Here is a 22,132-nt window from a genome sequence, read left to right on the forward strand (position 1 = left end):
GCATAATACGCATATATCCTCAGCTCCTATCCCCTACTTTTGTAATAGCTAAAAAGCTAAAACCACTTTCAAAACCTAAAACCAATTAAAAAAACCTTTCTCTACAGGAAAGAAGTCTTGATTTAGCCTTAGATAGTTAACCTATTTTACTTTCGAATACTCTTAAATGTGTCTCAAGAGTGTCTTCAACAGAAAGTGGTTGGGAGATAGGAACTGAATTATAACTGGATGCCAGAACAGTTTCATACTCAGAATAACAAATACCACACCCGATGGGTGTGGTTTTTCTTTTTGCAATCATTCACAAGCCTCTCTGAAAAAAAATAAAAATTATTTCACGCACGACTAAACATTTAAATACATTTGCAGTTTAAAGTTGTAATGTTTAATAAATGCAAACAAAATCTAAACAAGTAATAAACATGAAGAATCAGTTTTTTGTGCTTTTTCTTTTCTCTGTATTTTTAACACCAATCACATCTTTTGCTCAAAACGGTATCATAAAGGGTACTGTAAGTGATAAAAGCTCAAATGAAAAACTTCCTTTCGTGAATGTAGTCATTCAAGGAGAAACGAGAGGAGCTTCAACAAACATGGACGGGTATTATGAAATTAAAAACCTAAAACCCGGACTTTACAATATTGAAGTGTCATATGTTGGATATGATCCTATCACAATTTTCGAGATTGAAGTAACCAATGCTCGTTCTGCTATTGCAGACATACAACTTAAACCAAGTATTAGTGAATTAGAAGAGGTTGAAGTTAGAGCTACAGGCTTCCTAAAAACCGAAGAAAGCCCTGTTTCTGTAAGAACAATCGGAGCTAGTGAAGTAAAAAAGAATCCTGGAGGTAACCGAGATATATCAAGAGTGATTCGATCACTACCTGGTGTGGCTTCTACAGCAGCATTTAGAAATGACATTTTGATCCGTGGTGGATCTCCTAATGAAAACCGTTTTTACCTAGACGGAATTGAAGTTCCCAATATCAATCACTTTGCCACTCAAGGAGCTTCGGGTGGACCTGTAGGAATGATCAACGTTGATTTTATCCAAAATGTAGACTTTTACTCTGGAGCATTCCCAGTATCAAGAGGAAATGCACTTTCTTCCGTAATGGAATTCAAACAAAAAGAAGGTAGATCAGACAACTGGGCTACAAACCTTGTATTAGGAACATCGGACTTTGGCGTTACGCTAGATGGTCCTATTTCTCAAAATTCATCATTAATTTTCTCTGCGAGACGTTCTTATCTACAATTCTTATTTAGTGCACTTGGACTGCCATTCCTTCCTACTTACAACGACTTCCAGTTTAAGTACACACACAAGATTAATAAGAAAAACAAAATCTCAATCATTGGTCTTGGTGCTATTGACGACTTTAGTCTAAATGAGGATGCTGTTAGTGATCCTACAGCTGAAGATTACGAGAGCAATAAATATATCTTAGACTACATTCCTGTTCAGACTCAGTGGAACTATACTATTGGAGCTAAGTGGGAACACTTTGGCGAAAACACTACTCATACCTTTGTAGTAAGTAGAAATATGCTTAACAATGATCAGTTCAAGCATGAAAACAACGATGAGAGTTTACCAAAAACTTTAGATTATACCTCTCAAGAAATAGAAAACAAACTACGTTGGGAAGCGATCACTTACCTTCCTAAGAATTTCAACTTGAGTTATGGTGTAAATTACGAGTTAGCAAAATATACAAATGCTACAGATACAAGAATCTACAATCCTGAGCTTGGAGAAGTAGTTCCTACGCAATTCTCTAGTGAGTTAGATCTTAATAAATGGGGTGTATTTGCCAATATTGGTAAGAAATTCTTCAATAAATTAAGCTTATCTGTAGGTTTCAGGGCTGATGGTAACGACTACTCTTCTTCAATGGAGAACATGTTCGACCAATTCTCTCCAAGATTCTCAGCTTCTTATGATTTACATCCGAGATGGAGTTTGAACTTCAATACAGGTATTTACTACCAATTACCACCTTATACGGTATTGGGATACAAAGCTGATGGAGAATTTGTAAATAGAGAAAATGACCTTACTTACATCAAAAACAGACATGTTGTCGGTGGAATTGAATACAAAGTAGATTCTAAAAACTTCAGAGCATCTCTTGAAGGTTTCCATAAAAAATATGACAACTATCCATTCTCAGTTGCAAATCAGGTTTCATTGGCAAACCTTGGTGGAGACTTTGGTGTGATTGGAAATGAAGAAGTTCTTTCAGCTTCTGAAGGAAGAAGTTATGGTCTTGAATTCTTAGTACAACAAAAGTTCTTCAGAGGCTTCTACGGAATCTTGGCTTATACTTATGTTAGAAGTGAGTTTACCGATGCTGATGGCAACTTTGCGCCATCTTCTTGGGATAACAGACACATCGTAAGTATTACTTCTGGTAAAAAACTTGGTAAAGGATGGGAAATTGGAGGTAGATGGCTATACTCTGGTGGAAACCCTTACACACCATACGATGAGCAAGCATCAATCAATCCTGAAATTTGGAACACACAGAAAAGAGCAATTCTAGATTATTCAAGAGTAAACTCTGAGCGTTTAGATGCTTACCACCAATTGGACATCCGTGTAGATAAAAAATACTTCTTTGACAAATGGAGTTTGAGCATGTTCTTAGACATTCAGAACATCTACAACTTCAAGTCAAAAGGACAACCTACTTTAATTATGGCAACAGATGAGAATGGCAACAATCTCGTTGACGGCAATGGAAATTATGTACCAAAATATTTAGAAAATGAGAACGGTTTACTTCAACCATCTATTGGAGTAATTATCGAACTCTAAACCCATTCGAGCTTCATAATGTAATATGTTATATGTACACCCTTGCCTTCTTAGGCTTGGGTGTTTTTTTATAATCGAATACTCTATTTACAAGAAAAAGCTTTCTGATTGTAACATTTAATGTTTTAGAATTGAGTTTGAACTAAATATCCCAATACAGAAGAAATAACTATTAGAATTGTAATGACAGTTTTCACTTAAAAAGCCTGTTTTTAAGACACAACCATGATTAAATTCCGCTCAAATAGTTTCTTCCAAATTTGTTTCATCACAACACTCACATTTCTTTTCTTTCAAACCGAAGTATTTGCTCAAGATGATAAAACTGAAGCAGAAAAAGCCGCACTCAAAAAGGCTCAAGCAAATAACCCTTTGGCTGATGTAAGAGCATTAAATTTGCAGAATAATTATATCTCAAGATTATATGGCTTACCTGATCCATCTCAAGCAAACTCATTTGTAGTTAGAGCTGCAATGCCTACAGGTAGAGTTCTATGGAGAGCAAGTTTCCCTTTCACTTCAATCTCTAATTATAATTCATCTAGTGTAGGTGATGGAATAACACGATCAGGGTTTGGTGAAATCGATTTATTTGCAGCTTACTTAGCTGTGAGTAAACCAGACTTAACTATTGGTATTGGTCCTTCAGTTTTATTCCCTACTGCATCTTCAGATAAACTAGCACCAGACGAGTGGCAACTAGGAGCAGCATTTGTTGTATTTAAGGTAATAAGTGCACAACTTCAGACAGGTGGATTAATCATTTGGAGAACAGAGGTGGGAGACAACAATCCGAATCAAGATGTAAACTTCTTAGCTGTTCAGCCCTTTACTTTTCTGCAATTAGGACAAGGTAACTATATAAGAGGAGCACCCATTTGGCAATTTAACCTTGAGACTAATGACTTTAGTGTACCATTAGGAATTGGAGCTGGAAAAGTTGTAAAAATGGGAAAAACAGTATTCAATATTTTTATTGAACCTCAGTACACAATTTTACATGACGGAGTTGGACAACCTGCCTTTCAGATCTTCTCTTCTATAAATATGCAGTTTTATAGCAACTAAATTCTTTACAAGAAAAAAGCCTCAAACTAAAAATAGTCTGAGGCTTATATATTTTTCATATAATCATTTTATACATAAAACTGCTCGAACGCTTTTTCTGCACATTTTTCACCATCCATTGCAGCTGAAGCAATACCACCAGCATAACCAGCACCTTCACCACAAGGAAATAGTCCTTTAATTTGTGTATGCTGATAGCTTTCCCTATCTCTTGGAATACGAACAGGAGATGATGTCCTACTCTCGATACCAATCAGTTGAGCTTCATTTGTAAGATAACCCTTCATTTTTCTACCAAATGATTTGAATCCGTATTTCAAACGGTGTGCTACCTGTGGAGGTAAAACTTCTCTCATATCAATAGAATTCAAACCTGGTTGATATGAAGTTTCATTTAGAGAATTGGAAACTTTATCATTTACAAAATCAGCTAAACGTTGTGCAGGAGCTACTTGAGTTTTGTCTGAACTCAACCACGCTTTATGCTCAATCGCTCTTTGGAAAGCCATCCCTGCCAAAACTCCATGTTCTTTTACATAGGGTTTGAAGTCTTCATGATCTACGGAAACTACAATACCTGAATTGGCATATTTAGAATCTCGTCTTGAAGGAGACATACCGTTTACTACAATCTCATCTTGAGCTGTAGCAGAAGGAACAATAAACCCTCCTGGGCACATACAGAAAGAAAATACACCTTTTTCCTTTCCTTCAAATCTAACTTGACTTACTAAAGAATAAGCAGCTGCTGGCAAATATGGTCCTCTATCTCTTCCTCCATGGTACTGAATGCTATCAATAAGTGGTTGAGGATGCTCAATACGAACACCAAGAGCAAAAGGCTTCGTTTCTATTTCAATTTTCTTTTCTGCCAAAAGCTCAAAAATATCTCTAGCAGAGTGTCCTGTTGCTAAAATAATTGTATCACCTTCATAGGTAAATCCATTTTGCGTACGCACACCCTTTACTTGGTCTTTCTCTAGTAGAATATCAACTACTCTTGAATCGAAATGAATTTCACCACCCGCTTCAATGATACTCTCTCTGATTTCAGCAATTACTTTCGGTAGCTTATTTGTTCCGATATGTGGATGTGCATCAACCAAGATTTTTTCATCTGCTCCATGAGCTACAAAAATCTCAAGAATACGTCTGAAGTCACCTCTTTTTTTCGAACGCGTATAAAGTTTACCATCTGAATACGTACCTGCCCCACCTTCTCCAAAACAATAATTCGAATCTGGGTTTACTACATTATCCTTATTTATGGCTGCCAAATCTCTTCTTCGAGCTCTCACATCCTTACCACGTTCCAAGATAATTGGCTTGACTCCCAATTCTAAAAATCTTAAAGCAGCAAATAATCCTCCAGGTCCCGCTCCAACAATGATAGCTCTTTTGCTATCTCTGACATCTTTATATGCTTTATCGTAGCTTAACGGATTACTTGGCTCTTCGTTAATAAAAACCTCAGCGGCTGTATTAACCTTAATATTCTTAGTTCTGGCATCGACAGATCGCCTTGTCATACGAACATATACTTCCTCAGAATCTGTCAGTTTTAATTTCTTGAGTGTAAACTCTCGAAACTTCTGCTCATCAAAAGCAATGTTAGGAGATACTGTACAATTTATATTCTTTTTCATTGTTCTTTAATCCTTCTGTATCTGTGCTCCTTAGTGTCTCTCATCACCTTAAAGACCTAAAGAATATGCAAAGTTAAGAAAAGCCTTTGAACCTATTGCCTTTTCTGTCTTTCTACTTAGGAATTCTTGATAAATAAGTACGAAGTAATCAATAAGTATCAGCACTTTACACAAATACTTTTTGTCACAAGAAAAATTGATTTATTCTATTTTTAATTTATCTTTAAACTTAGACAATTAACTTTATTTGAAACTATATTTAGTGTCATTCAGAAACTCAAATTTTTAATCTTATGAAACTACTATTTACTATTACACTCTCTCTACTAAGTAGCTATGTCTTTTCCCAAACGACTCTTTACAAAGTGCCTAGCTCTAAAGAACTACTAAAAAAAGAACAATTAGAATTTCATCGTGACGAAGTCGAAGATCGGTTTGGGATGAGAATGAACTACAAAGCTGTAGAAGAAAAAGTCACAGGTGACACGACCATTTTAAGTTTATCATATAATTTCTCGGGACTATGGCGCTTGAAAGATGACTTTGAAGTTGATTATTCACAAGACAATTTAATTGGACAAACTATTCCTTTCACTTCTTTAAAGCGTTTAGATGGTTCTGAGCTAAAACTGGAAGACTTGAAAGGGAAACCAACTGTTATGAATTTTTGGTTCACAAGCTGCGCTCCATGTATTCAAGAAATGCCTGCTCTAAACAGAATCAAAAATCAGTTCAAAGATCAAGTAAACTTTATTGCTGTCACCCACAACAGTTCAAAAAAGGTAAGAGAATTCTTAAAGAAAAGAGAGTTCAACTTTGATCATGTGGTTGATGCTAGAAAATTCATTACAAAAGGACTATTTATAGATGGCATGCCTGAAATTATTTTCCTTGATAAAGACGGTGAAATAATCGCATTTAAAGGTGGTATCCATGGAGAAAAAGCTGAAAAAAGGATGATCAATGAAATACAAAATTTGATTGATCAAGCAACACTTTAAGTCACACAATAAACATTAAATTTAACCCTAGTTTCTAATAATAGAAACTAGGGTTAAATTTAAAAATTACCTTATTCAGTTTTTAATCTTACTACTTCTCTTCTTCAGCATGATCTTCTAGCATTTGTTTATGATCTTCAATAATCATTTCATGCTCTTTTTCAGATTGTTGATGTTCTTGATTCATCCGATCATGATCCGTTTTCATCTTTTCATGTTCTGTTTTCATAGTTTCATCATCAATCTCACCCGATGCATGCTGATCAGCTAACTTTTGATGCTTTGCAATTAACTCATCATGAGCTTTCATCACATCTTTATGCTCATTGATTGTTTCATCATGCTGAGCCTCCATTTGAACATGTTCCTCATTCACAGGTTTTGCAACAGCTTCATGCTCTTCTTTCATAGCATCATGTTGTTTAATCATATCTTTATGACTCTGCACCATATCAGCATGAGCTTTGATCATTTTCTGATGATAAGCCATCATCTCATTGTGTGCATTAGCCTCACTAGATTGATTTGTACCACTACTACATGAAGCTAATATTAATGCTACAAAAAAACTTGCTAGAAAAGATAAGTTGATATATTTCTTCATAATATCTTGGGTTTATTACTACTTGAGAATCAAAATCAATAGAGATAGATACTCCTACATTTTTAAATCATTCATATGAACACCTTATAAACAATAAAAAAGCCCAAACAGATCAATATCATGTTTGAGCTAATTGTGTTCAAAAGGAATGAACTATTTGAAGCATAAACTTAAATGTTACTTTGAGAGTCAATCATTTAAGGTTTCTCCTCCGAAATGAAGGTTTGAAATATTTTTATGACAAAAATCATCTTGTTTTAAAACAAATATCAACAGTACTCGTTTAAACTAGTAAACTATTACCAATAAATAACTATAGATATGTTCAAAGTAGGAGATAAAATCAAAGTACATTCACAAGACGATCGTCTTGGACAAGTAAAAGTCGTTTACGGAAAAGAGCTTGTTGACATTTTCTCTCACCAATTCAACAAGTATATCAAAGTAAGTAAGTTTGGTCGCATCAATGTTACATTTGACGATGATGCTACAAATGCAGACTTCTATCCTTCTCAATTAGAAAAAGTCTAATAAAAAAGGGACAAAGATCACTAAAATCTTTGTCCCTTTTTTCGATTAAAAGCTACTATTCAACTGGTAGCTCTATTGCAAATGTTCCTTTCTGATGGAAGTATTCGTCTTCTTTAAAATCAGCTAAGTTTACTTTACCAATAACAAAAGCATTCTCAGCTCCTTGGTATCGCTCATTTATTTCTATGAACTTACTTTCATCTAAAGCAACTCCTTTATCATATCTAAAATACACATCCAAAGTAGCATCATTTGTAAAACGCATAAATGCATCCGTTTTACGTTTTCGGTATTCGTATTTGTAATCATAACGATTTGCAGAAATATCTGAAAGTACCGCTGAACCTGTTGGGTGTCCTCCTGCTCCTTTTCCTTTGAAAAATTGCTTATCAGAGAAAGCCGCTTCAACTACTACACCATTGTATTCGTTATCTACTTTATAGAGGTCATCTGTTGGTTTCACAAATTGAGGCATTACGTATCCAACAACTTCGTCTTCTGGTGTTTTATATACTCTCGCAATTTGCTTGATTTTCAAACCTTTCTCTTTTGCATATTGCATATCAAAAGCAGTCAGATTTTGAATACCATAATTGAAAATCTCCTTAGGATCAACAAACAAACCGTATGAGTGACAGATGATGATTACTAGTTTGTATTTTGCATCAAAACCTCCTACATCTAATGTTGGATCAGTTTCAGCAAAACCTAAATCTTGCGCTTCTTTCAACACATCTTGGTACTCCAATCCTTCATTAAACATCTTTGATAAGATGAAATTAGAGGAACCATTAAAAATACCTCTTACACTATAAAGAAGCTCATTATCATAATACTCCTCCAGTGTACGGATGATTGGAATACTTGCACAAGCTGAAGCTTCATATAGAAGAGAAGTATCATATTCTTTTTGAAGGCTGACTAACTCTTCCAAGTTTTCTGCGATCATCTTTTTATTCGCACTTACTACATTTTTCCCATTCTTAAGGGCATTCGTTACAATGTCGTAAGCTTGATCAACATCATCAATCAACTCTGTAATAAGGTTGATTTCAGGGTTTTTGAGTACCTCATCTTTATCAAATGAGAAATATTTTGAAGGTAAAGGACGTTCTTTGTCTTTATTCTTTACCACAATTTTACTGATGTCGGCACGGAAGTTCTTACTGTTATTTAATACATCATAAAGTCCTTGCCCTACGCATCCAAAACCAAAAAGTCCTATTTTAACATCCCGTGTCATAAATCAATTTCTTTCTATTCTTTTGTTTAAAGAAGGCATCGATCGCCTTTGCTAGTTTATTAAATTCGACCAAGAAGCCATCGTGCCCATAAGTGGAATTGATTTCTTCATAGGTTACATTTTCGACATATCTTGCGATAAATCGTTGCTCGGAAACTGGGAATAATACATCTGTATTTACCCCTATTACTTGCGTATATGATTTGATAAGTTTCAATGCTTCTTTCAATCCTCCTCTGTTTCTTCCTAAGTTATGACTATCCATTGCCTTAGAGAGAGTCCAGTAAGAATAGGCATTAAAACGTTTTGTCAATTTTTCTCCTTGATATTGCTGATAGCTAGAAGCTCTAAAGTTATTAACCTTATCTTCATCATCATCCATTTGTGTAGTTTCATAAGTCTCATAATTTCTATATGAAAGCATCGCAATTGAACGTGCGGCTATCAAGCCATTAATCCCTGCATCATCTCTTTCTTCTTTCCAAGTTGGGTCTGCATTAATGGCTATTCTTTGTGTTTCATTAAATGCAATTCCCCAAGGAGAATGTTTTGCATTTGAAGCTACGATGATCAGATTCTCAGCTAAAGTAGGGTGTTTTACTGCCCACTCTAAAGCTTGTTGTCCTCCTAAAGAACCACCTATTAAAGTATGAATCTTTGAAATCCCCAAATCTACTCTCAGGAGATCTAGCGCATTGACCATATCACGAATTGTGATACTTGGAAAAGAATGATAATAAGGTTTATTAGTTCTAGGATTTACTGAAAGTGGTCCTGTAGAACCGTAACAAGAACCCAACACATTTGCACAAATAATGAAATGTTCGTCTGGATTAAAGATTTTATTATCCCCAAACAAACCACTCCACCAGTCCATGACATCGGCATTTCCAGTTAAAGCATGACAAGCCCAAATAATATTTGAGCCATCTTCATTGATTTTACCTGCGGTTTGGTATTCCAATTGAAATTCAGGAAGTATTTCTCCCGACTCCAGTTCAAATTCCTGCTGATATGTAAAGACTTGTGTGTGCATAATTCTGTGTAAATGTTGAAAAGCAGTCCCGAAGGACTGCCTTGGTTTTGTTTAGACTGCTAGTTCTTCATTAGCAAATGCGGCTGCAAATGCTTTTTCAAAATCAGATTTGATATCTTCAATATGTTCAATACCTACAGATACTCTCAACAATGCTGGAGTTACACCTGCGGCAGCTTGTTCTTCTTCACTCAATTGTTGGTGAGTCGTTGAAGCCGGATGAATAATTAATGTTTTAGCATCCCCTACATTTGCCAAATGACTCACTAATTCCAAAGAGTTTACAAATGTCTTAGCTTCTTCTAACCCGCCTTTCAATTCAAAAGAAAGTACTGCACCAAATCCATTGGTTAAGTATTTCTTAGCCAACTCATGGTGAGGATTATCTTTCAATCCAGGGTAATTTACTTTAGCAACAATTCCTTTTTCATCCAACCACTCCGCTAACTTTAGCGCATTGCTCACATGTCTGTCCACTCTCAAAGAAAGAGTCTCTAAACCTTGTAATAGTTGGAATGAGTTGAAAGGACTAAGTGATGGTCCAAAATCTCTTAAGCCCTCTACTCTTGCACGGATTGCAAACGCAATGTTTCCAAAAGGACTTTCAGAACCGAAAGTCTCCCAAAAATTCAATCCATGATAGCCCTCTGAAGGTTCCGAGAATTGAGGGAATTTTCCATTTCCCCAATTATAATTTCCCCCATCTACGATTACACCGCCAATCGAGGTTCCATGGCCACCAATCCACTTGGTAGCAGAAGCAGTTACGATATTAGCGCCGTGTTGTAGCGGCTTGAATAAATAACCTCCTGCACCAAAAGTATTATCCACAACTAATGGAATATCATGCTTTTTGGCTATCGCTGCTATTTTTTCAAAATCTGGAATATTGAAACCTGGGTTCCCGATGGTTTCAAGGTAAATTGCTTTTGTCTTTTCATTAATTGCTTCATCAAAAGCTTGAGGTTGATCACCATCAACAAAGTTGACTTCAATTCCTAAACGTTGAAAAGCAATTTTGAATTGATTGTAAGTTCCGCCATAGAGGTAAGTCGAGCTAACGATATTATCACCTGCTTGGCATAAGTTATTTAATGCAATGAACTGGGCAGCTTGTCCTGAAGCGACAGCTACAGCAGCTACGCCACCTTCTAGGGCAGCAATTCTTTTTTCAAAAACATCCGTAGTTGGGTTCATGATACGAGTATAGATATTCCCGAATTCCTTCAGTGCAAATAAGTTAGCACCATGGTCGGCATCCTTAAACCCGTATGAAGTCGTCTGATAAATAGGCACAGCTCTTGATCCTGTAGTAGGGTCTATATCTTGACCTGCGTGTACTTGTAAAGTATCGAAATGTAAACTTGCATTTGACATAGTAGTAATGATTTTGAAGGTGTTAAATAAGAAAATAGGTTGACACAGATGTGTCGAGAATTCCCAGATACAGATATGCCGATGTGATATACAGCAAATTGTATATGATTATTCTAGCTATTAATCGAATAGAATAGGGAATTTTAGAAAGGGTATGTATGTGACTAGCACATTCGCATTCGCAAGCGCATTCGGTACTTTGTAGAAATAAAAATTGTACCTATCAGATGATGATGTGATCCCGCAAGAACGGAAGTTTTTGTTGTAGTTGTTTTCATTATTGTTTCGATTTATATATCCTAAAACTTGATTTAGGCAAGGATTTAGCACCTTATCGTTTCTTCACTTTGGAAGGACAGGTTGCTAGAGGGTCATTGAGCCTTGTCTCTCGCCTCTTCCCTATAAACCCAGACACTAAAAAAGTGCGGTTGATCGAGAATTGATACCTCAAAACAACGGCACTTTTTTTTAGTATCCAAATAATCATTCGATTTTTTTCAAATAATCTAAATAAATCACTGAAAACATTTAAACATTTTCAATTCCATCAACTATTTAAAAAGCAAAATCAAACAAACTGAAAATCAACAACTTTAGTCAACCAAAGAAACTTGAACTAATTGATCAAAGAATTTTTCGATGAGAGGACGAATAGTTTTAGAATCGTCATAATTATTTATGATAATAGCAAAAGCAAACTCTTCCGAATCCATATTTTCAGCATAACCAGAATAAGCTAAAACGCGCTTCATACTTCCACTCTTTGCATGGATTTTTCCATTTGCAATAGAAGACCTACACATGTATTTCACCGTCCCTGACTTCCCTACAATCGGGATTGATTTTTTGAATGAATTAAAGACATTCGTACGGGTCATTTTAGATAACATCAAAGTCATTTGACGACTAGTAACACTGTTAAATCTTGATAGACCACTACCATCCTCCATATTAAATCCTGACATTGGCAAACCTCGATTCTCCCATTCATTACGAATCCTTTCAATCCCTTTTTCAGTACTCCCCTTTACTCCAAGTTTTTGATGAGAAATTGCTTTAGCCAGACATTCAGCATACAAATTATTACTCTTATGGTTGACCTCTGTAATCAAATTTGACAATGTCTCTGATTGAATTACACTTATAAGATTAAGATTCTTCTCTTCAAGATTAGATACTAATGTTTCTCCTTGAATTTCAACCCCTAAACCTTTCATATAATCCACCATAGAATGAGTTGTCTGAAGACTTGGAAAAGGTAATGCACCCTTGATTTTAAAACGATTTCGATGGGGAGGAATTGACCCTCTTATAAACCTTTGATTACTTCGAGGGCTTCCAAAAATATAAGCCTGATCACCAGAACCTTTTGCGCCAGATACAACTTCATTATTGAAATTAACTAGAGAACTTAAGTCAGGAGAAGAGCCTAAAAATTTAGTTTCCTTTCCTTCTTCAAAGCTTTGAAAATAAAGCTCATACTTATTCTGATTTATATTCAAACTTGAAATTGGTGCAGCATAATAATTTCCAATATCTTCCCAAATCCATCCTCTAGGAATAAGCTGAGAATCAAAAGCGGCATCAACTCCAATCACATTTCCAGTAATTCGATTAAGAGGTTTCTCTAATTTTATTTTAGAAAAATCATCAGTGGTAAGTGATGGGTCGCCCGAACCGATTAAATACAAATCCCCATTTAGAACGCCATCACGCCAAGTTCCTGAGTACTTCAGTTGAGTTGAAAAAGTGAAATTTTCACCTAAAAGTAACAAGGCTGAAGAAGTTGTAAATAATTTCATTGTAGATGCTGGACAGAGTGTTTTATTCTCTTCATAACTAAAAACTTCTTCATTGTTTTCCGTCTTAATGACATGAATAGATACACTTGCATTAGATAATTGAGGGTGATTTAAGATCTTTTTGACACTTTCTGAGAAAGCACTTTTTGAAATACTTTGACTCCATCCACTTGAATAATAAAACACTGTAAGCCAAAAAAATAGGACAACTTTAATAAACCTCATTTCAATATGATTAGAATTGATTAAAATCTTACGTGAAACTCTTCTCATCAAAAATAAGAATTTTGATTTTTGACACTAGTCCGAATTAACTTAAGTACTAAGTAATCGGATATTTATGGCAAAACAATTACTCATACTCCTAATCATCTCATTAGGTAGCTTACAGATAAGCTATGCTCAAATAGAAGATGAAGTCACCCAAGAAGAAACTGATCAAGCTGTTGACTCTCTTGAGTTTGAAGGACCTTACCAAAAAACGCACCCTCAAAGTATAAATGCAGAATCTACTGTTTTAAGACTTCAAAAAGGGAATTACAGATTCGGATTAGGTGGTTATGCCAGAATACAACCTATTTACGATTTCGAAGGCTCACAACAAAATGACAACTTTGTAGTCATTGATATTCCTGTTGAACAAAAAGCAAAGGAAGATCGATTTGGGATTTTATCTAATGCATCTCGTCTTGCTTTTGAAGTACTAGGAAAAGGAAAAGTCTCTGGACCTCTAAGAATATATATAGAAGGCGATTTTAGTAGTGCGGATGGAAATGACAATTTCAGGCTTCGTCATGCATACGGACAAGCATTAGGCTTTACGATTGGTCAAACATGGACAACATTCTCTGATGTAGAAGTTTATCCTAACAACGTAGACTTTGAAGGACCAAATGGAATTGTTTGGCTTAGACCTGCTCAAATTAGATACGAGAAAAAGGTTAAGAATTGGATTTTTGGTGCGGCCGTAGAAAACCCAACAGATAATATTTTCCCTGGAATTTTAGCTGAAGACAGTTTGAGCTTTGTTCCTCAGCGAGTTCCTGATTTGGTAGCAAAAACTCAATATTCTTTTGGGATTGATGATAGAAGCCATTTACGAGTAGCATATGTCTATAGAAAACTCTACTACGAACAAAATGATGTCATCAGAGATGCTTCTGGTTGGGGTGTAGCCTTATCTGGCCATATCTTCTTTAGAAGTAACTTCAGGTTTATGTTTCAGGCCACTGTCGGTGAAGGAATCTCAAAATACTTGAATGGGGTTACTGGACGTGATGCAGACCTTGTACCAACTTCTGCCGGAGATCTCAGAGGATTATTCTCATTAAGTGGTATGGGAGCATTCGAATATAATTTCAGTAAAAAACACCAAGCAACATTCACCTTCAGTAGATATCAATTAAACCCTACAGATGCCTTTGGTCCTCAAGACCTTGACCATAGTGAATACTATGCCCTCACCTACTTCTTCTTTCCTTCCAAAATTGTAGACTTTGGTATGGAAGGTCTTTACGGAAGAAGAGTAAATAATAATGATCGTACAGGAGATGCATTCAGACTTTCTTGTGTGTTCGTTTTTCGAATTTAGAATCATGTCATGATGTACCAACTTTTCAAAAAGTATATATTATTCGCATTAGTTCTAATCTGTACTCAAACCGAATTATTTGCTCAGCAGATACTTTGGGCTAATAAAATCTTGGAAAAATCTTCAGAAATGAAAGACCATCCTGTAAGTGCTATTCTAAAGGCGCCAGATGCTTTCCAAGAAGATTTATCGAGAGGGAATATGTGGATGCCTAGCCCTTCAGATGAAAACCCTAGTGTAAAAATTGAGTTCTCAGAGGAATTTGATATCAATCAACTTATTGTATCCCCTAACCTTCCTCCCGGAGCTATATCGAACATCACGATCTATAATAAAGACGGAAATGGTACTGATGTTTCTTCTTTCGATTACAAATCTTTAGCTGAAAAAGGTTTTGGCTCTGTTGTTTTCAATACTGAAACTCAAAATGTAAAGGCTGTAAAAGTTGAATTCCTTCAAGAAAAGAAGAAATTAATCTATATAGATGCAATTGGTATTACCAATTTTAAAAATGAACCTATATTTTCTTCAACTCAATATATTCCTACAAGCGCAGATATTACTTTAACAAAGTTAGACCACATGGTCAACAGTAATAGTCACGAAGTACAATCATTTGTAAGCCAAGATGGAAATCATATTTATTTTTTAAGAAGAAATCATCCATTGAACACAGGAGGAGTAACAGACAAAGGAGATATTTGGGAAAGTTATAAAGATCCTGATACTGGTTTATGGGGAAGTTCTTCCAAATTACCAGAACCTATTAATACCAGAGGAATAAATATCTTAAGTGGTGTAAGTGAAAAAGATGGAGAAAGAGCATTATTACTTGGAAATCATTATGGTAAACTAAACAGTCATGAAGGATTTTCAATAGCAAAAAATGTAGATGACAAATGGGAAGAACCATTACCTATCAAAATTAAAGATTACTATAACTACGCTGAACACGCCAATTTCTTTATGTCATTCGATCAACAAATATTGATCATGTCTATAGAAACTGATTTCAGCAAAGGTAAAAGTGATCTGTACGTCAGTTTCAGAACTAAAAAAGGTTGGAGCAAACCCAAAAACTTAGGGAGAGAAATCAATTCAAAAGAAGAAGAAATTACTCCTTTCCTTTTAGCAGATAATAAAACATTATTTTTCTCATCCGATGGTCATGAAGGATTAGGAGGAAAAGATATTTTCGTGAGTTATCGACTTGACGACAAATGGGGCCGATGGACCAAACCCAAGAACCTCGGAGATATCATTAATTCAGAACTTGATGAATCAGACTTTTCAATGTCTCTTGATAAAGAACAAATGCTATTCACGAGAAGTGAAGAACAAGAAAAGGGAGATTTATTTGAAGCACGTTTGTCAACCCATATTTTCCATCATAAAATTCCTTTACAATTAAGTGATACACTTTTCTATGACAGCACTCAGACCATTTATTATGTCTACGAACAAGAAATCACAAAAGAAAAAACGATTATCACTCCAATTATTAATCCAGATGTATTTCCCGAAATGCCATCAGCTATCGAATTATTTGAAGGGAAAGTTTTTGTTAAAGGAAGCTCGAAGCCTTTAGATATGGTTTTGGTAAACTCCAAAGGTGTAAATGGTATTCATACTATCCCAGACCCTAGCAAGAGGAATAATACCAATACTGTAGAAAATCATATCGCAGCAAAAAAAGAAGAAGTTAAAGAGGAATTTCAAAACATAGAAATTGAAGAAAATACTTCTGAGATTAAAGAGTCCATTAAACATGAAGAACAAAAGATGGACGAATTAGCATCTAATGAAGTCTCCACTGAACCTTCTAGCGTTGACTTGGAGGAAAATAAAAAGTCTTTAACTCCTGATGAACTTCTCCATAACTTATATTTTTCAATTAATGATGTAGCTCTAGATAATGAGAGTATTACCGAGTTATTGAAAATGATTAATTTCCTTAAAAAGCATCAAGACGTCACATTGGAAATAGCAGGACATACTGATAATTTAGAATATAAGAAGAAAGGATTTTCTCTTTCTCAAAAAAGGGCTAAAACAGTAGCCAATTACCTTAAAGAAAATGGAATATCTGAAGAACGAATAATTAGTAAAGGATATGGAGCCAAACTACCTATTGCATCCAACGATGACGAAGAGGGAGGAAGAGAAGTAAACAGAAGAGTCGAATTTTATATCACAAACAAATAATGTTTCTGATTCAAGAATGTCGATTAATTCAATGAAAGAATATGGAATAGCGAAAGATTTGAATACTTTTTTTGACGAAAAATATTACTTTGCGTATAATGTAAGTAGAGTGATTTACTCACAGATATTCGAACTATATTCTGAATTAATAAAACAATTGGCATTTGATAGAAAAAGTAATCAGCCTTGAAGGAGTTTCCCTTATAGATTTCTTGGGTGTAGAGAATGCAAACATTAAAGAAATCTCTACAGCTTTCCCTAAAAGTAAGATTATTTCAAGAGGAAACGAGATTAGAATCCAGGGTACTGGACCGGAAATCATTAAAATTAATAAAGCATTCAATGAACTTCTGGCACATTACCGTAAATATGGAAAAGTAACGAAGGAAAACGTTCAGAGTTATATAGAAGCAGAAGGACAAAAAGATCAATTAGATTCCGAGGAAGAAGTATTGGTTTATGGTGCAAAAGGAGTTGCCATCAGACCTAAAACGCCTAATCAGAAAAAACTTGTCACTTCAGTTAATAAAAATGACTTGGTCTTCGCTATTGGTCCTGCAGGAACAGGTAAAACCTATGTTGCTGTAGCAATGGCTGTAAGAGCTTTAAAAAATAAACAAGTTAAAAGAATCATTATCACAAGACCGGCTGTAGAAGCAGGAGAAAATTTGGGATTCCTACCCGGAGATTTGAAAGAAAAGGTAGACCCATATTTACGTCCGATCTATGATGCGCTAGATGATATGGTTCCTTCTGAAAAACTAAAATTTTATCTAGAAAATAGAATTATAGAAATTGCTCCATTGGCATATATGCGTGGTAGAACCTTAAATAACGCTTTCATTCTTTTAGATGAAGCTCAAAATACCACTCAAATGCAAATGAAAATGTTTTTGACTCGTATGGGACCTGATTCTAAAATGATTATTACAGGTGACCATTCACAAATTGATTTACCAAGAGGGCAAAAATCGGGTCTGAAAGATGCTATAAATATTCTTGATAACGTATCAGGAATAGGTATCATTAGACTTGAAGGGAAAGATGTAATCAGACATAAGCTTGTGAAAAGTATAATCGCTGCTTATGACAAAGATGAGGTAAACAAGACCAAAGCGGCATCCGCTGCTAACAAGGACAAATAATTCCTAATATCAAGGAGAAGAACTACAAAACAGACGTTTACCAAAAAGTTCTTCTCCTTTCTTATATCATATAAATTATGAGTATAGGTCAGAGTATAAAATACCCTTTGTTGTTTATTGGCTTTCTTTGGTGTATTGAGTTTCTAGAATATTTCACTGGAATCAATCTCAATTTCCTTGGTATTATGCCAAGACAAGCTACAGGATTGTCTGGAATTTTATTCCACCCATTCCTACATGGAAGCTTCAAACATCTTATGTCAAATTCTGTATCATTGGTTATTTTATCTGCCTCTATCTTATTCCTATACCCTAAAATTGGAAAAAATATAATTTTCATAATTTATATCCTTACAGGGATTGGGGTATGGTTATTGGCTAGGAGAGCCTATCACATTGGAGCAAGTGGATTAATTTACGGCTTCGCTTCATTTCTATTCTTTACAGGGATATTCCGAAAAAATCCAGAGACTTTAACCATTTCATTGGTTGTTGCCATTCTCTACAACGGAATGCTATATGGATTGATCCCTAATCAAGTCGGTGTATCTTGGGAGTCACACTTACTTGGTGCTATCATGGGTGCTGGAGTAGCCTTCTATTATCGAAAGTTTACTTTCGAATCGGAAAAATCTAACACTAAGGTTGAAGCGTTTCAACAATTTGAAGGATATCAGCCTTTAGAAAACAAGAACTTCAAATACCAACTCGGAAAAGAGGATAAAGCGGGACAAAATACTGAAAAGGAAGTATATCGTTACCCGATCAAAAAAGATGCTATAAATAAATTCCAATAGGAATAATACAAATTGACAAACAGTAGCGAGCGGAATGGTGGATTGGTTTATTTATTCAGAGAACGAGCCTTTATTATTTACTCAAAGTTTCTTTTGGGTGCTTTTTGGCTTTGTAATTTTATTTTATCAGAGACTTTACAAGCATATCAATGCTCGAAATTTATTTCTCTGTATTTTTAGTCTATATTTTTACTACCTGTCTAGTGGGTTTTATTTCCTTCTCCTGCTCTTCTCTACCTTTGTAGATTATCATATTGGAAATAGGGTATTCGAATCCGACAATCAAAAAGAACGGAAATGGCTTGTAGCGCTTAGTGTCGTTATAAATCTAGGATTACTGGGATATTTCAAATATGCATATTTCATTGTTTCTGCTGTAAATGACTTCTTTGGAACCTCATTTGAAGCCACAAACTATGTCGCCTCATTCATGCATTTATTCAATGCTGATGTAGAAATTGGTAAAATTATTTTACCTGTAGGTATTTCATTTTATACCTTCCAAACTATTAGTTATACGGTAGATATATATAGGCGAAAGCTAGAACCTGTTAAGAGCATTTGGGACTTTGCTTTCTTTGTGAGCTTCTTCCCTCAACTGGTAGCAGGCCCTATTGTCAGAGCCTCTGATTTTGTACCTCAGATTTATCAAAAATACAGACTTACAAATGATGAATTTGGTAAAGCTATTTTCATGATAATGGGTGGTCTTGTAAAAAAGATATTTATTTCAGATTACATCTCAATAAACTTTGTTGATCGAGTTTTTACTAGTCCAGAAGCTTACACTGGTTTTGAAAACCTAATGGCTACTTATGGTTATGGTTTACAGATTTATTGTGATTTCTCTGGATACACAGATATAGCTATAGGTATTGCTTTACTCCTAGGATTCAGACTTCCTCTAAACTTCAATTCGCCTTATAAATCTCAAAATATCACAGACTTTTGGCGTAGGTGGCATATATCACTTTCTTCTTGGCTTAGAGATTACCTCTATATTTCTATGGGAGGAAATCGTAAAGGAAGAATCAGAACGTACTTACATTTAGCCATTACAATGCTTTTAGGTGGACTTTGGCATGGAGCACATTGGCGTTTTATAATCTGGGGAGCATTACATGGTGTAGCGCTTGCTATTCATAAAATGTGGATGGAAATGTTTGGAAAAAGTAGTCAGAGACAAAATGGTGTATATCGATTCTTTGCTTGGTTATTCACTTTTCACTTTGTCATGTTCTGTTGGATTTTCTTTAGGGCAGATAACTTGGAAGTTGTTTGGACTATGCTAGATCAAATTGTTTTTGCCTTTGATTTTGCTTCAATCACAGATGTAATAGTAGGTTATCATAAAGTATTCTTAGTTATTCTTATTGGATATATACTTCACTTTAGGCCTACAAGCTGGAAAGAAAAACTAGAAAAGAACTTTATCTATTTACCTGATATCAGTAAAGCATTTATCATTCTATTACTAATTATTTTTCTCTTCCAAAGTAAATCATCAGAAATACAGCCTTTTATTTATTTCCAATTTTAATGAAAATAATAAAAACCTAAACAAAAAAATAAATTAGTACACAATCGTACTAATTCATTTTTTTTACCTAATCAGAAATACAACCTTCAATTATTATTGAAAAAATTCAATTATTTCTTCATATAATTTTGAAAGTAAAAATATTGATCATACTTTTGCATCGCTTTTCGGCAAATGAGCCGTTTTGCGGATGTGGCGAAATTGGTAGACGCACTAGACTTAGGATCTAGCGCCGCAAGGCGTGGGGGTTCGACTCCCTCCATCCGCACGAGTTCATCTGATAAATGAACTTTGTTTATGTGTTGTGAAAAAAGCTAAAAAATAAGCCTTATGATTGATTTCATAAGGCTTATTTTTTTTGAGGTATTTTTACTTTAGATCAATTGGGCAAACCAATGACTTATAATCACAAACTGATCCGCTAAAGTCTTAGCTATTACATTTCCAGTAGCAGTTCCTAAAATGTACACTATAAATAATACATAGAGCGTAAGTAGCGCATAAGCTTTTAACCTACCCATGTACTGACCAATATAGAAAATTAGGAAAGCACCAATTGTCATAAATAAAAGCATTACTCTTAACTCCCCAATTCCATCATTTATTTCCACGTTAGGAATATGAATTGGTCCATTTACGAGCGTAAAGAAGAATAATGGCATTCCTAGTGCGAAACAAATATCAAAAATGTTACTTCCTAGTGCATTTGCCAAAGCATCATCATAATTCCCCTTCATTGCATCTTTGTAAGACATAATAGTATCAGGAACACTTGTAGCTGCTGATGCGATGATAACTGAGACAAAATAGATAGGCCAATCAAGTCCATCACCAAGTTCAATACATGCCTCTACCAATAAGTAACAAGAAGCCCCTACAAAAGCCGTAGAAACTAATAATAAAGCCCAAGCTCTAGCTGTATTGATTTTCCCATCGCCTAAGAATAATACTTCAAGGTCAAGTGTAATAATAGCTTTCAATACACCAGTAACAGTTCCCGCGCCTTCATGTGGTTCTAACTCATGTTGAAAACCAGCAGCTTCATTACTACTGTTTCTCATATTGTAAAGCATATACACCAAATAAAAGAAGTACAAACTCATCAAAAGCAAACCATGTTGCCAATTTAATTCTGTACCACTTACAAAAATCAATAGAATTAGCTCAGCTAAAATCAAAGATATTCCATCTCTTGCAATCACATTTTTAGAAACAGAAATTCGTGTAGCAAGCCCAGCGCCTAATACTCCTAAAATAGAAACAGCAGGAATGACCATACTATTGAAAATTGCACTACCAGCTGTTGTCCCTAGTCCACTAGCAAATCCTTCAGCGTCTTTGAGTACTAATAGAAAAAATAATGTTGTGAATAATTCTGGAATAGAACTCGCTATTGCGTTGATCGTACCTCCTTTCACACCATCACTCATGTTTCTTCCTAAATAATCGGAAGCAATTTCAAAACCATCACAGGCTCTCCAAATAATTACACAACAAAATGTGATTAATAAAATCGGAATAAGAATTGTCATCTTAAAAGTAAGTTTTTACCCATTCAGCATATGTACAAATGAGTAACGTAATAAAAAGCAGTCAATTATAAAACATAGCTTACAAAATTAAAAAATTCCAATCTGATATTTTAAGATTTTAAGCTGTTCCTATACGAAAGTTGTCTTTTTTGAGTTAGACTTTGTAGTGTTTTAAAGTGACTATTA

At 35.0% G+C, this 22,132-nt stretch carries 16 protein-coding genes, 1 tRNA gene and 1 riboswitch; of the genes, 10 read left to right on the forward strand and 7 right to left on the reverse strand.

All coding sequences use genetic code 11. The features are described from left to right. Positions 1–422 precede the first annotated feature (422 nt). Together BC781_RS07610 and BC781_RS07615 are read left to right on the forward strand one after the other, a co-directional pair. Positions 423–2,828, forward strand: a complete 2,406-nt coding sequence (locus BC781_RS07610; protein WP_109616646.1) for a TonB-dependent receptor — start codon at positions 423–425, stop codon at positions 2,826–2,828. A gap of 225 nt (positions 2,829–3,053) precedes the next feature. Further along, positions 3,054–3,896: a hypothetical protein gene (locus BC781_RS07615; RefSeq protein WP_109616647.1), complete on the forward strand. Its 843-nt coding sequence runs from the start codon at positions 3,054–3,056 to the stop codon at positions 3,894–3,896. Between the two features lie 68 nt (positions 3,897–3,964). Here the strand turns inward: BC781_RS07615 and BC781_RS07620 are convergent, their stop codons facing one another. Continuing rightward, positions 3,965–5,542 (reverse strand): NAD(P)/FAD-dependent oxidoreductase, encoded by a 1,578-nt coding sequence (locus BC781_RS07620; protein ID WP_109616648.1) that lies wholly within the window; start codon positions 5,540–5,542, stop codon positions 3,965–3,967. Positions 5,543–5,835: 293 nt separating this feature from the next. On the opposite strand from BC781_RS07620, the gene BC781_RS07625 reads away from it, so the two are divergent. Further along, on the forward strand, positions 5,836–6,543 hold the full coding sequence (locus BC781_RS07625; RefSeq protein ID WP_109616649.1) for a TlpA family protein disulfide reductase: 708 nt from the start codon (positions 5,836–5,838) through the stop codon (positions 6,541–6,543). 91 nt (positions 6,544–6,634) lie between these two features. Here the strand turns inward: BC781_RS07625 and BC781_RS07630 are convergent, their stop codons facing one another. Then, positions 6,635–7,147 carry a hypothetical protein gene (locus tag BC781_RS07630; RefSeq protein WP_109616650.1) on the reverse strand — a complete coding sequence of 171 codons (513 nt, stop codon included), beginning with the start codon at positions 7,145–7,147 and terminating at the stop codon, positions 6,635–6,637. Positions 7,148–7,468: 321 nt separating this feature from the next. Here BC781_RS07630 and BC781_RS07635 point away from each other — a divergent pair, with 321 nt between their 5' ends. Next, entirely contained in the window at positions 7,469–7,678 is a 210-nt protein-coding gene (locus tag BC781_RS07635) for a hypothetical protein (RefSeq protein WP_109616651.1), read from the forward strand. Between the two features lie 55 nt (positions 7,679–7,733). On the opposite strand, the gene BC781_RS07640 is transcribed toward BC781_RS07635, so the two are convergent. The 4 genes from BC781_RS07640 to dacB all read right to left on the reverse strand — a co-directional run bounded on the left by BC781_RS07640 (position 7,734) and on the right by dacB (position 13,409). Beyond that, a complete protein-coding gene (locus BC781_RS07640; RefSeq protein WP_109616652.1) occupies positions 7,734–8,921 on the reverse strand; it encodes a homoserine dehydrogenase in 1,188 nt (395 codons plus the stop codon). After that, positions 8,905–9,957 (reverse strand): homoserine O-acetyltransferase MetX, encoded by a 1,053-nt coding sequence (metX, locus tag BC781_RS07645; protein WP_109616653.1) that lies wholly within the window; start codon positions 9,955–9,957, stop codon positions 8,905–8,907. Before metX ends, BC781_RS07640 begins: the two co-directional genes overlap by 17 nt. Before the next feature lie 51 nt (positions 9,958–10,008). Further along, complete coding sequence (locus tag BC781_RS07650) at positions 10,009–11,334, reverse strand: O-acetylhomoserine aminocarboxypropyltransferase/cysteine synthase family protein (protein ID WP_109616654.1); 1,326 nt, start codon at positions 11,332–11,334, stop codon at positions 10,009–10,011. Positions 11,335–11,621: 287 nt separating this feature from the next. After that, positions 11,622–11,742: riboswitch (SAM riboswitch) on the reverse strand. Between the two features lie 185 nt (positions 11,743–11,927). Then, complete coding sequence (gene dacB, locus BC781_RS07655; protein ID WP_109616655.1) at positions 11,928–13,409, reverse strand: D-alanyl-D-alanine carboxypeptidase/D-alanyl-D-alanine endopeptidase; 1,482 nt, start codon at positions 13,407–13,409, stop codon at positions 11,928–11,930. Positions 13,410–13,476: 67 nt separating this feature from the next. Between dacB and BC781_RS07660 the strand changes: the two genes are divergently transcribed. From BC781_RS07660 to BC781_RS07685, 6 genes are all read left to right on the forward strand, one after another. After that, positions 13,477–14,727, forward strand: a complete 1,251-nt coding sequence (locus tag BC781_RS07660; RefSeq protein WP_109616656.1) for a DcaP family trimeric outer membrane transporter — start codon at positions 13,477–13,479, stop codon at positions 14,725–14,727. A gap of 9 nt (positions 14,728–14,736) precedes the next feature. Continuing rightward, entirely contained in the window at positions 14,737–16,932 is a 2,196-nt protein-coding gene (locus BC781_RS07665; protein WP_109616657.1) for an OmpA family protein, read from the forward strand. 164 nt (positions 16,933–17,096) lie between these two features. After that, the gene (locus BC781_RS07670) at positions 17,097–18,077 is read left to right on the forward strand and encodes a PhoH family protein (protein ID WP_109616658.1); all 981 of its coding nucleotides are present in this window, start codon (positions 17,097–17,099) and stop codon (positions 18,075–18,077) included. Between the two features lie 77 nt (positions 18,078–18,154). Beyond that, positions 18,155–18,874 carry a rhomboid family intramembrane serine protease gene (locus BC781_RS07675; RefSeq protein ID WP_109616659.1) on the forward strand — a complete coding sequence of 240 codons (720 nt, stop codon included), beginning with the start codon at positions 18,155–18,157 and terminating at the stop codon, positions 18,872–18,874. Between the two features lie 34 nt (positions 18,875–18,908). Continuing rightward, a complete protein-coding gene (locus BC781_RS07680) occupies positions 18,909–20,414 on the forward strand; it encodes an MBOAT family O-acyltransferase (RefSeq protein WP_109616660.1) in 1,506 nt (501 codons plus the stop codon). Between the two features lie 186 nt (positions 20,415–20,600). Further along, positions 20,601–20,682: transfer RNA gene (locus BC781_RS07685), tRNA-Leu, on the forward strand. 106 nt (positions 20,683–20,788) lie between these two features. Here BC781_RS07685 and BC781_RS07690 read toward each other — a convergent pair. Beyond that, positions 20,789–21,946: a sodium:calcium antiporter gene (locus BC781_RS07690; RefSeq protein WP_109616661.1), complete on the reverse strand. Its 1,158-nt coding sequence runs from the start codon at positions 21,944–21,946 to the stop codon at positions 20,789–20,791. Positions 21,947–22,132 lie beyond the last annotated feature (186 nt).

The organism is Sediminitomix flava (assembly GCF_003149185.1).
In the GTDB taxonomy this organism is placed as follows: Bacteria; Bacteroidota; Bacteroidia; order Cytophagales; family Flammeovirgaceae; genus Sediminitomix; species Sediminitomix flava.

Excerpts from the sequence above, each read along its gene's own strand:
- BC781_RS07610 (WP_109616646.1), top strand. The coding sequence starts at position 423 with ATGAAGAATCAGTTTTTTGTGCTTTTTCTTTTCTCTGTATTTTTAACA.
- BC781_RS07615 (WP_109616647.1), top strand. The coding sequence starts at position 3,054 with ATGATTAAATTCCGCTCAAATAGTTTCTTCCAAATTTGTTTCATCACA.
- BC781_RS07620 (WP_109616648.1), bottom strand. The coding sequence starts at position 5,542 with ATGAAAAAGAATATAAATTGTACAGTATCTCCTAACATTGCTTTTGAT.
- BC781_RS07625 (WP_109616649.1), top strand. The coding sequence starts at position 5,836 with ATGAAACTACTATTTACTATTACACTCTCTCTACTAAGTAGCTATGTC.
- BC781_RS07630 (WP_109616650.1), bottom strand. The coding sequence starts at position 7,147 with ATGAAGAAATATATCAACTTATCTTTTCTAGCAAGTTTTTTTGTAGCA.
- BC781_RS07635 (WP_109616651.1), top strand. The coding sequence starts at position 7,469 with ATGTTCAAAGTAGGAGATAAAATCAAAGTACATTCACAAGACGATCGT.
- BC781_RS07640 (WP_109616652.1), bottom strand. The coding sequence starts at position 8,921 with ATGACACGGGATGTTAAAATAGGACTTTTTGGTTTTGGATGCGTAGGG.
- metX (WP_109616653.1), bottom strand. The coding sequence starts at position 9,957 with ATGCACACACAAGTCTTTACATATCAGCAGGAATTTGAACTGGAGTCG.
- BC781_RS07650 (WP_109616654.1), bottom strand. The coding sequence starts at position 11,334 with ATGTCAAATGCAAGTTTACATTTCGATACTTTACAAGTACACGCAGGT.
- dacB (WP_109616655.1), bottom strand. The coding sequence starts at position 13,409 with ATGAGAAGAGTTTCACGTAAGATTTTAATCAATTCTAATCATATTGAA.
- BC781_RS07660 (WP_109616656.1), top strand. The coding sequence starts at position 13,477 with ATGGCAAAACAATTACTCATACTCCTAATCATCTCATTAGGTAGCTTA.
- BC781_RS07665 (WP_109616657.1), top strand. The coding sequence starts at position 14,737 with ATGATGTACCAACTTTTCAAAAAGTATATATTATTCGCATTAGTTCTA.
- BC781_RS07675 (WP_109616659.1), top strand. The coding sequence starts at position 18,155 with ATGAGTATAGGTCAGAGTATAAAATACCCTTTGTTGTTTATTGGCTTT.
- BC781_RS07680 (WP_109616660.1), top strand. The coding sequence starts at position 18,909 with ATGGTGGATTGGTTTATTTATTCAGAGAACGAGCCTTTATTATTTACT.
- BC781_RS07690 (WP_109616661.1), bottom strand. The coding sequence starts at position 21,946 with ATGACAATTCTTATTCCGATTTTATTAATCACATTTTGTTGTGTAATT.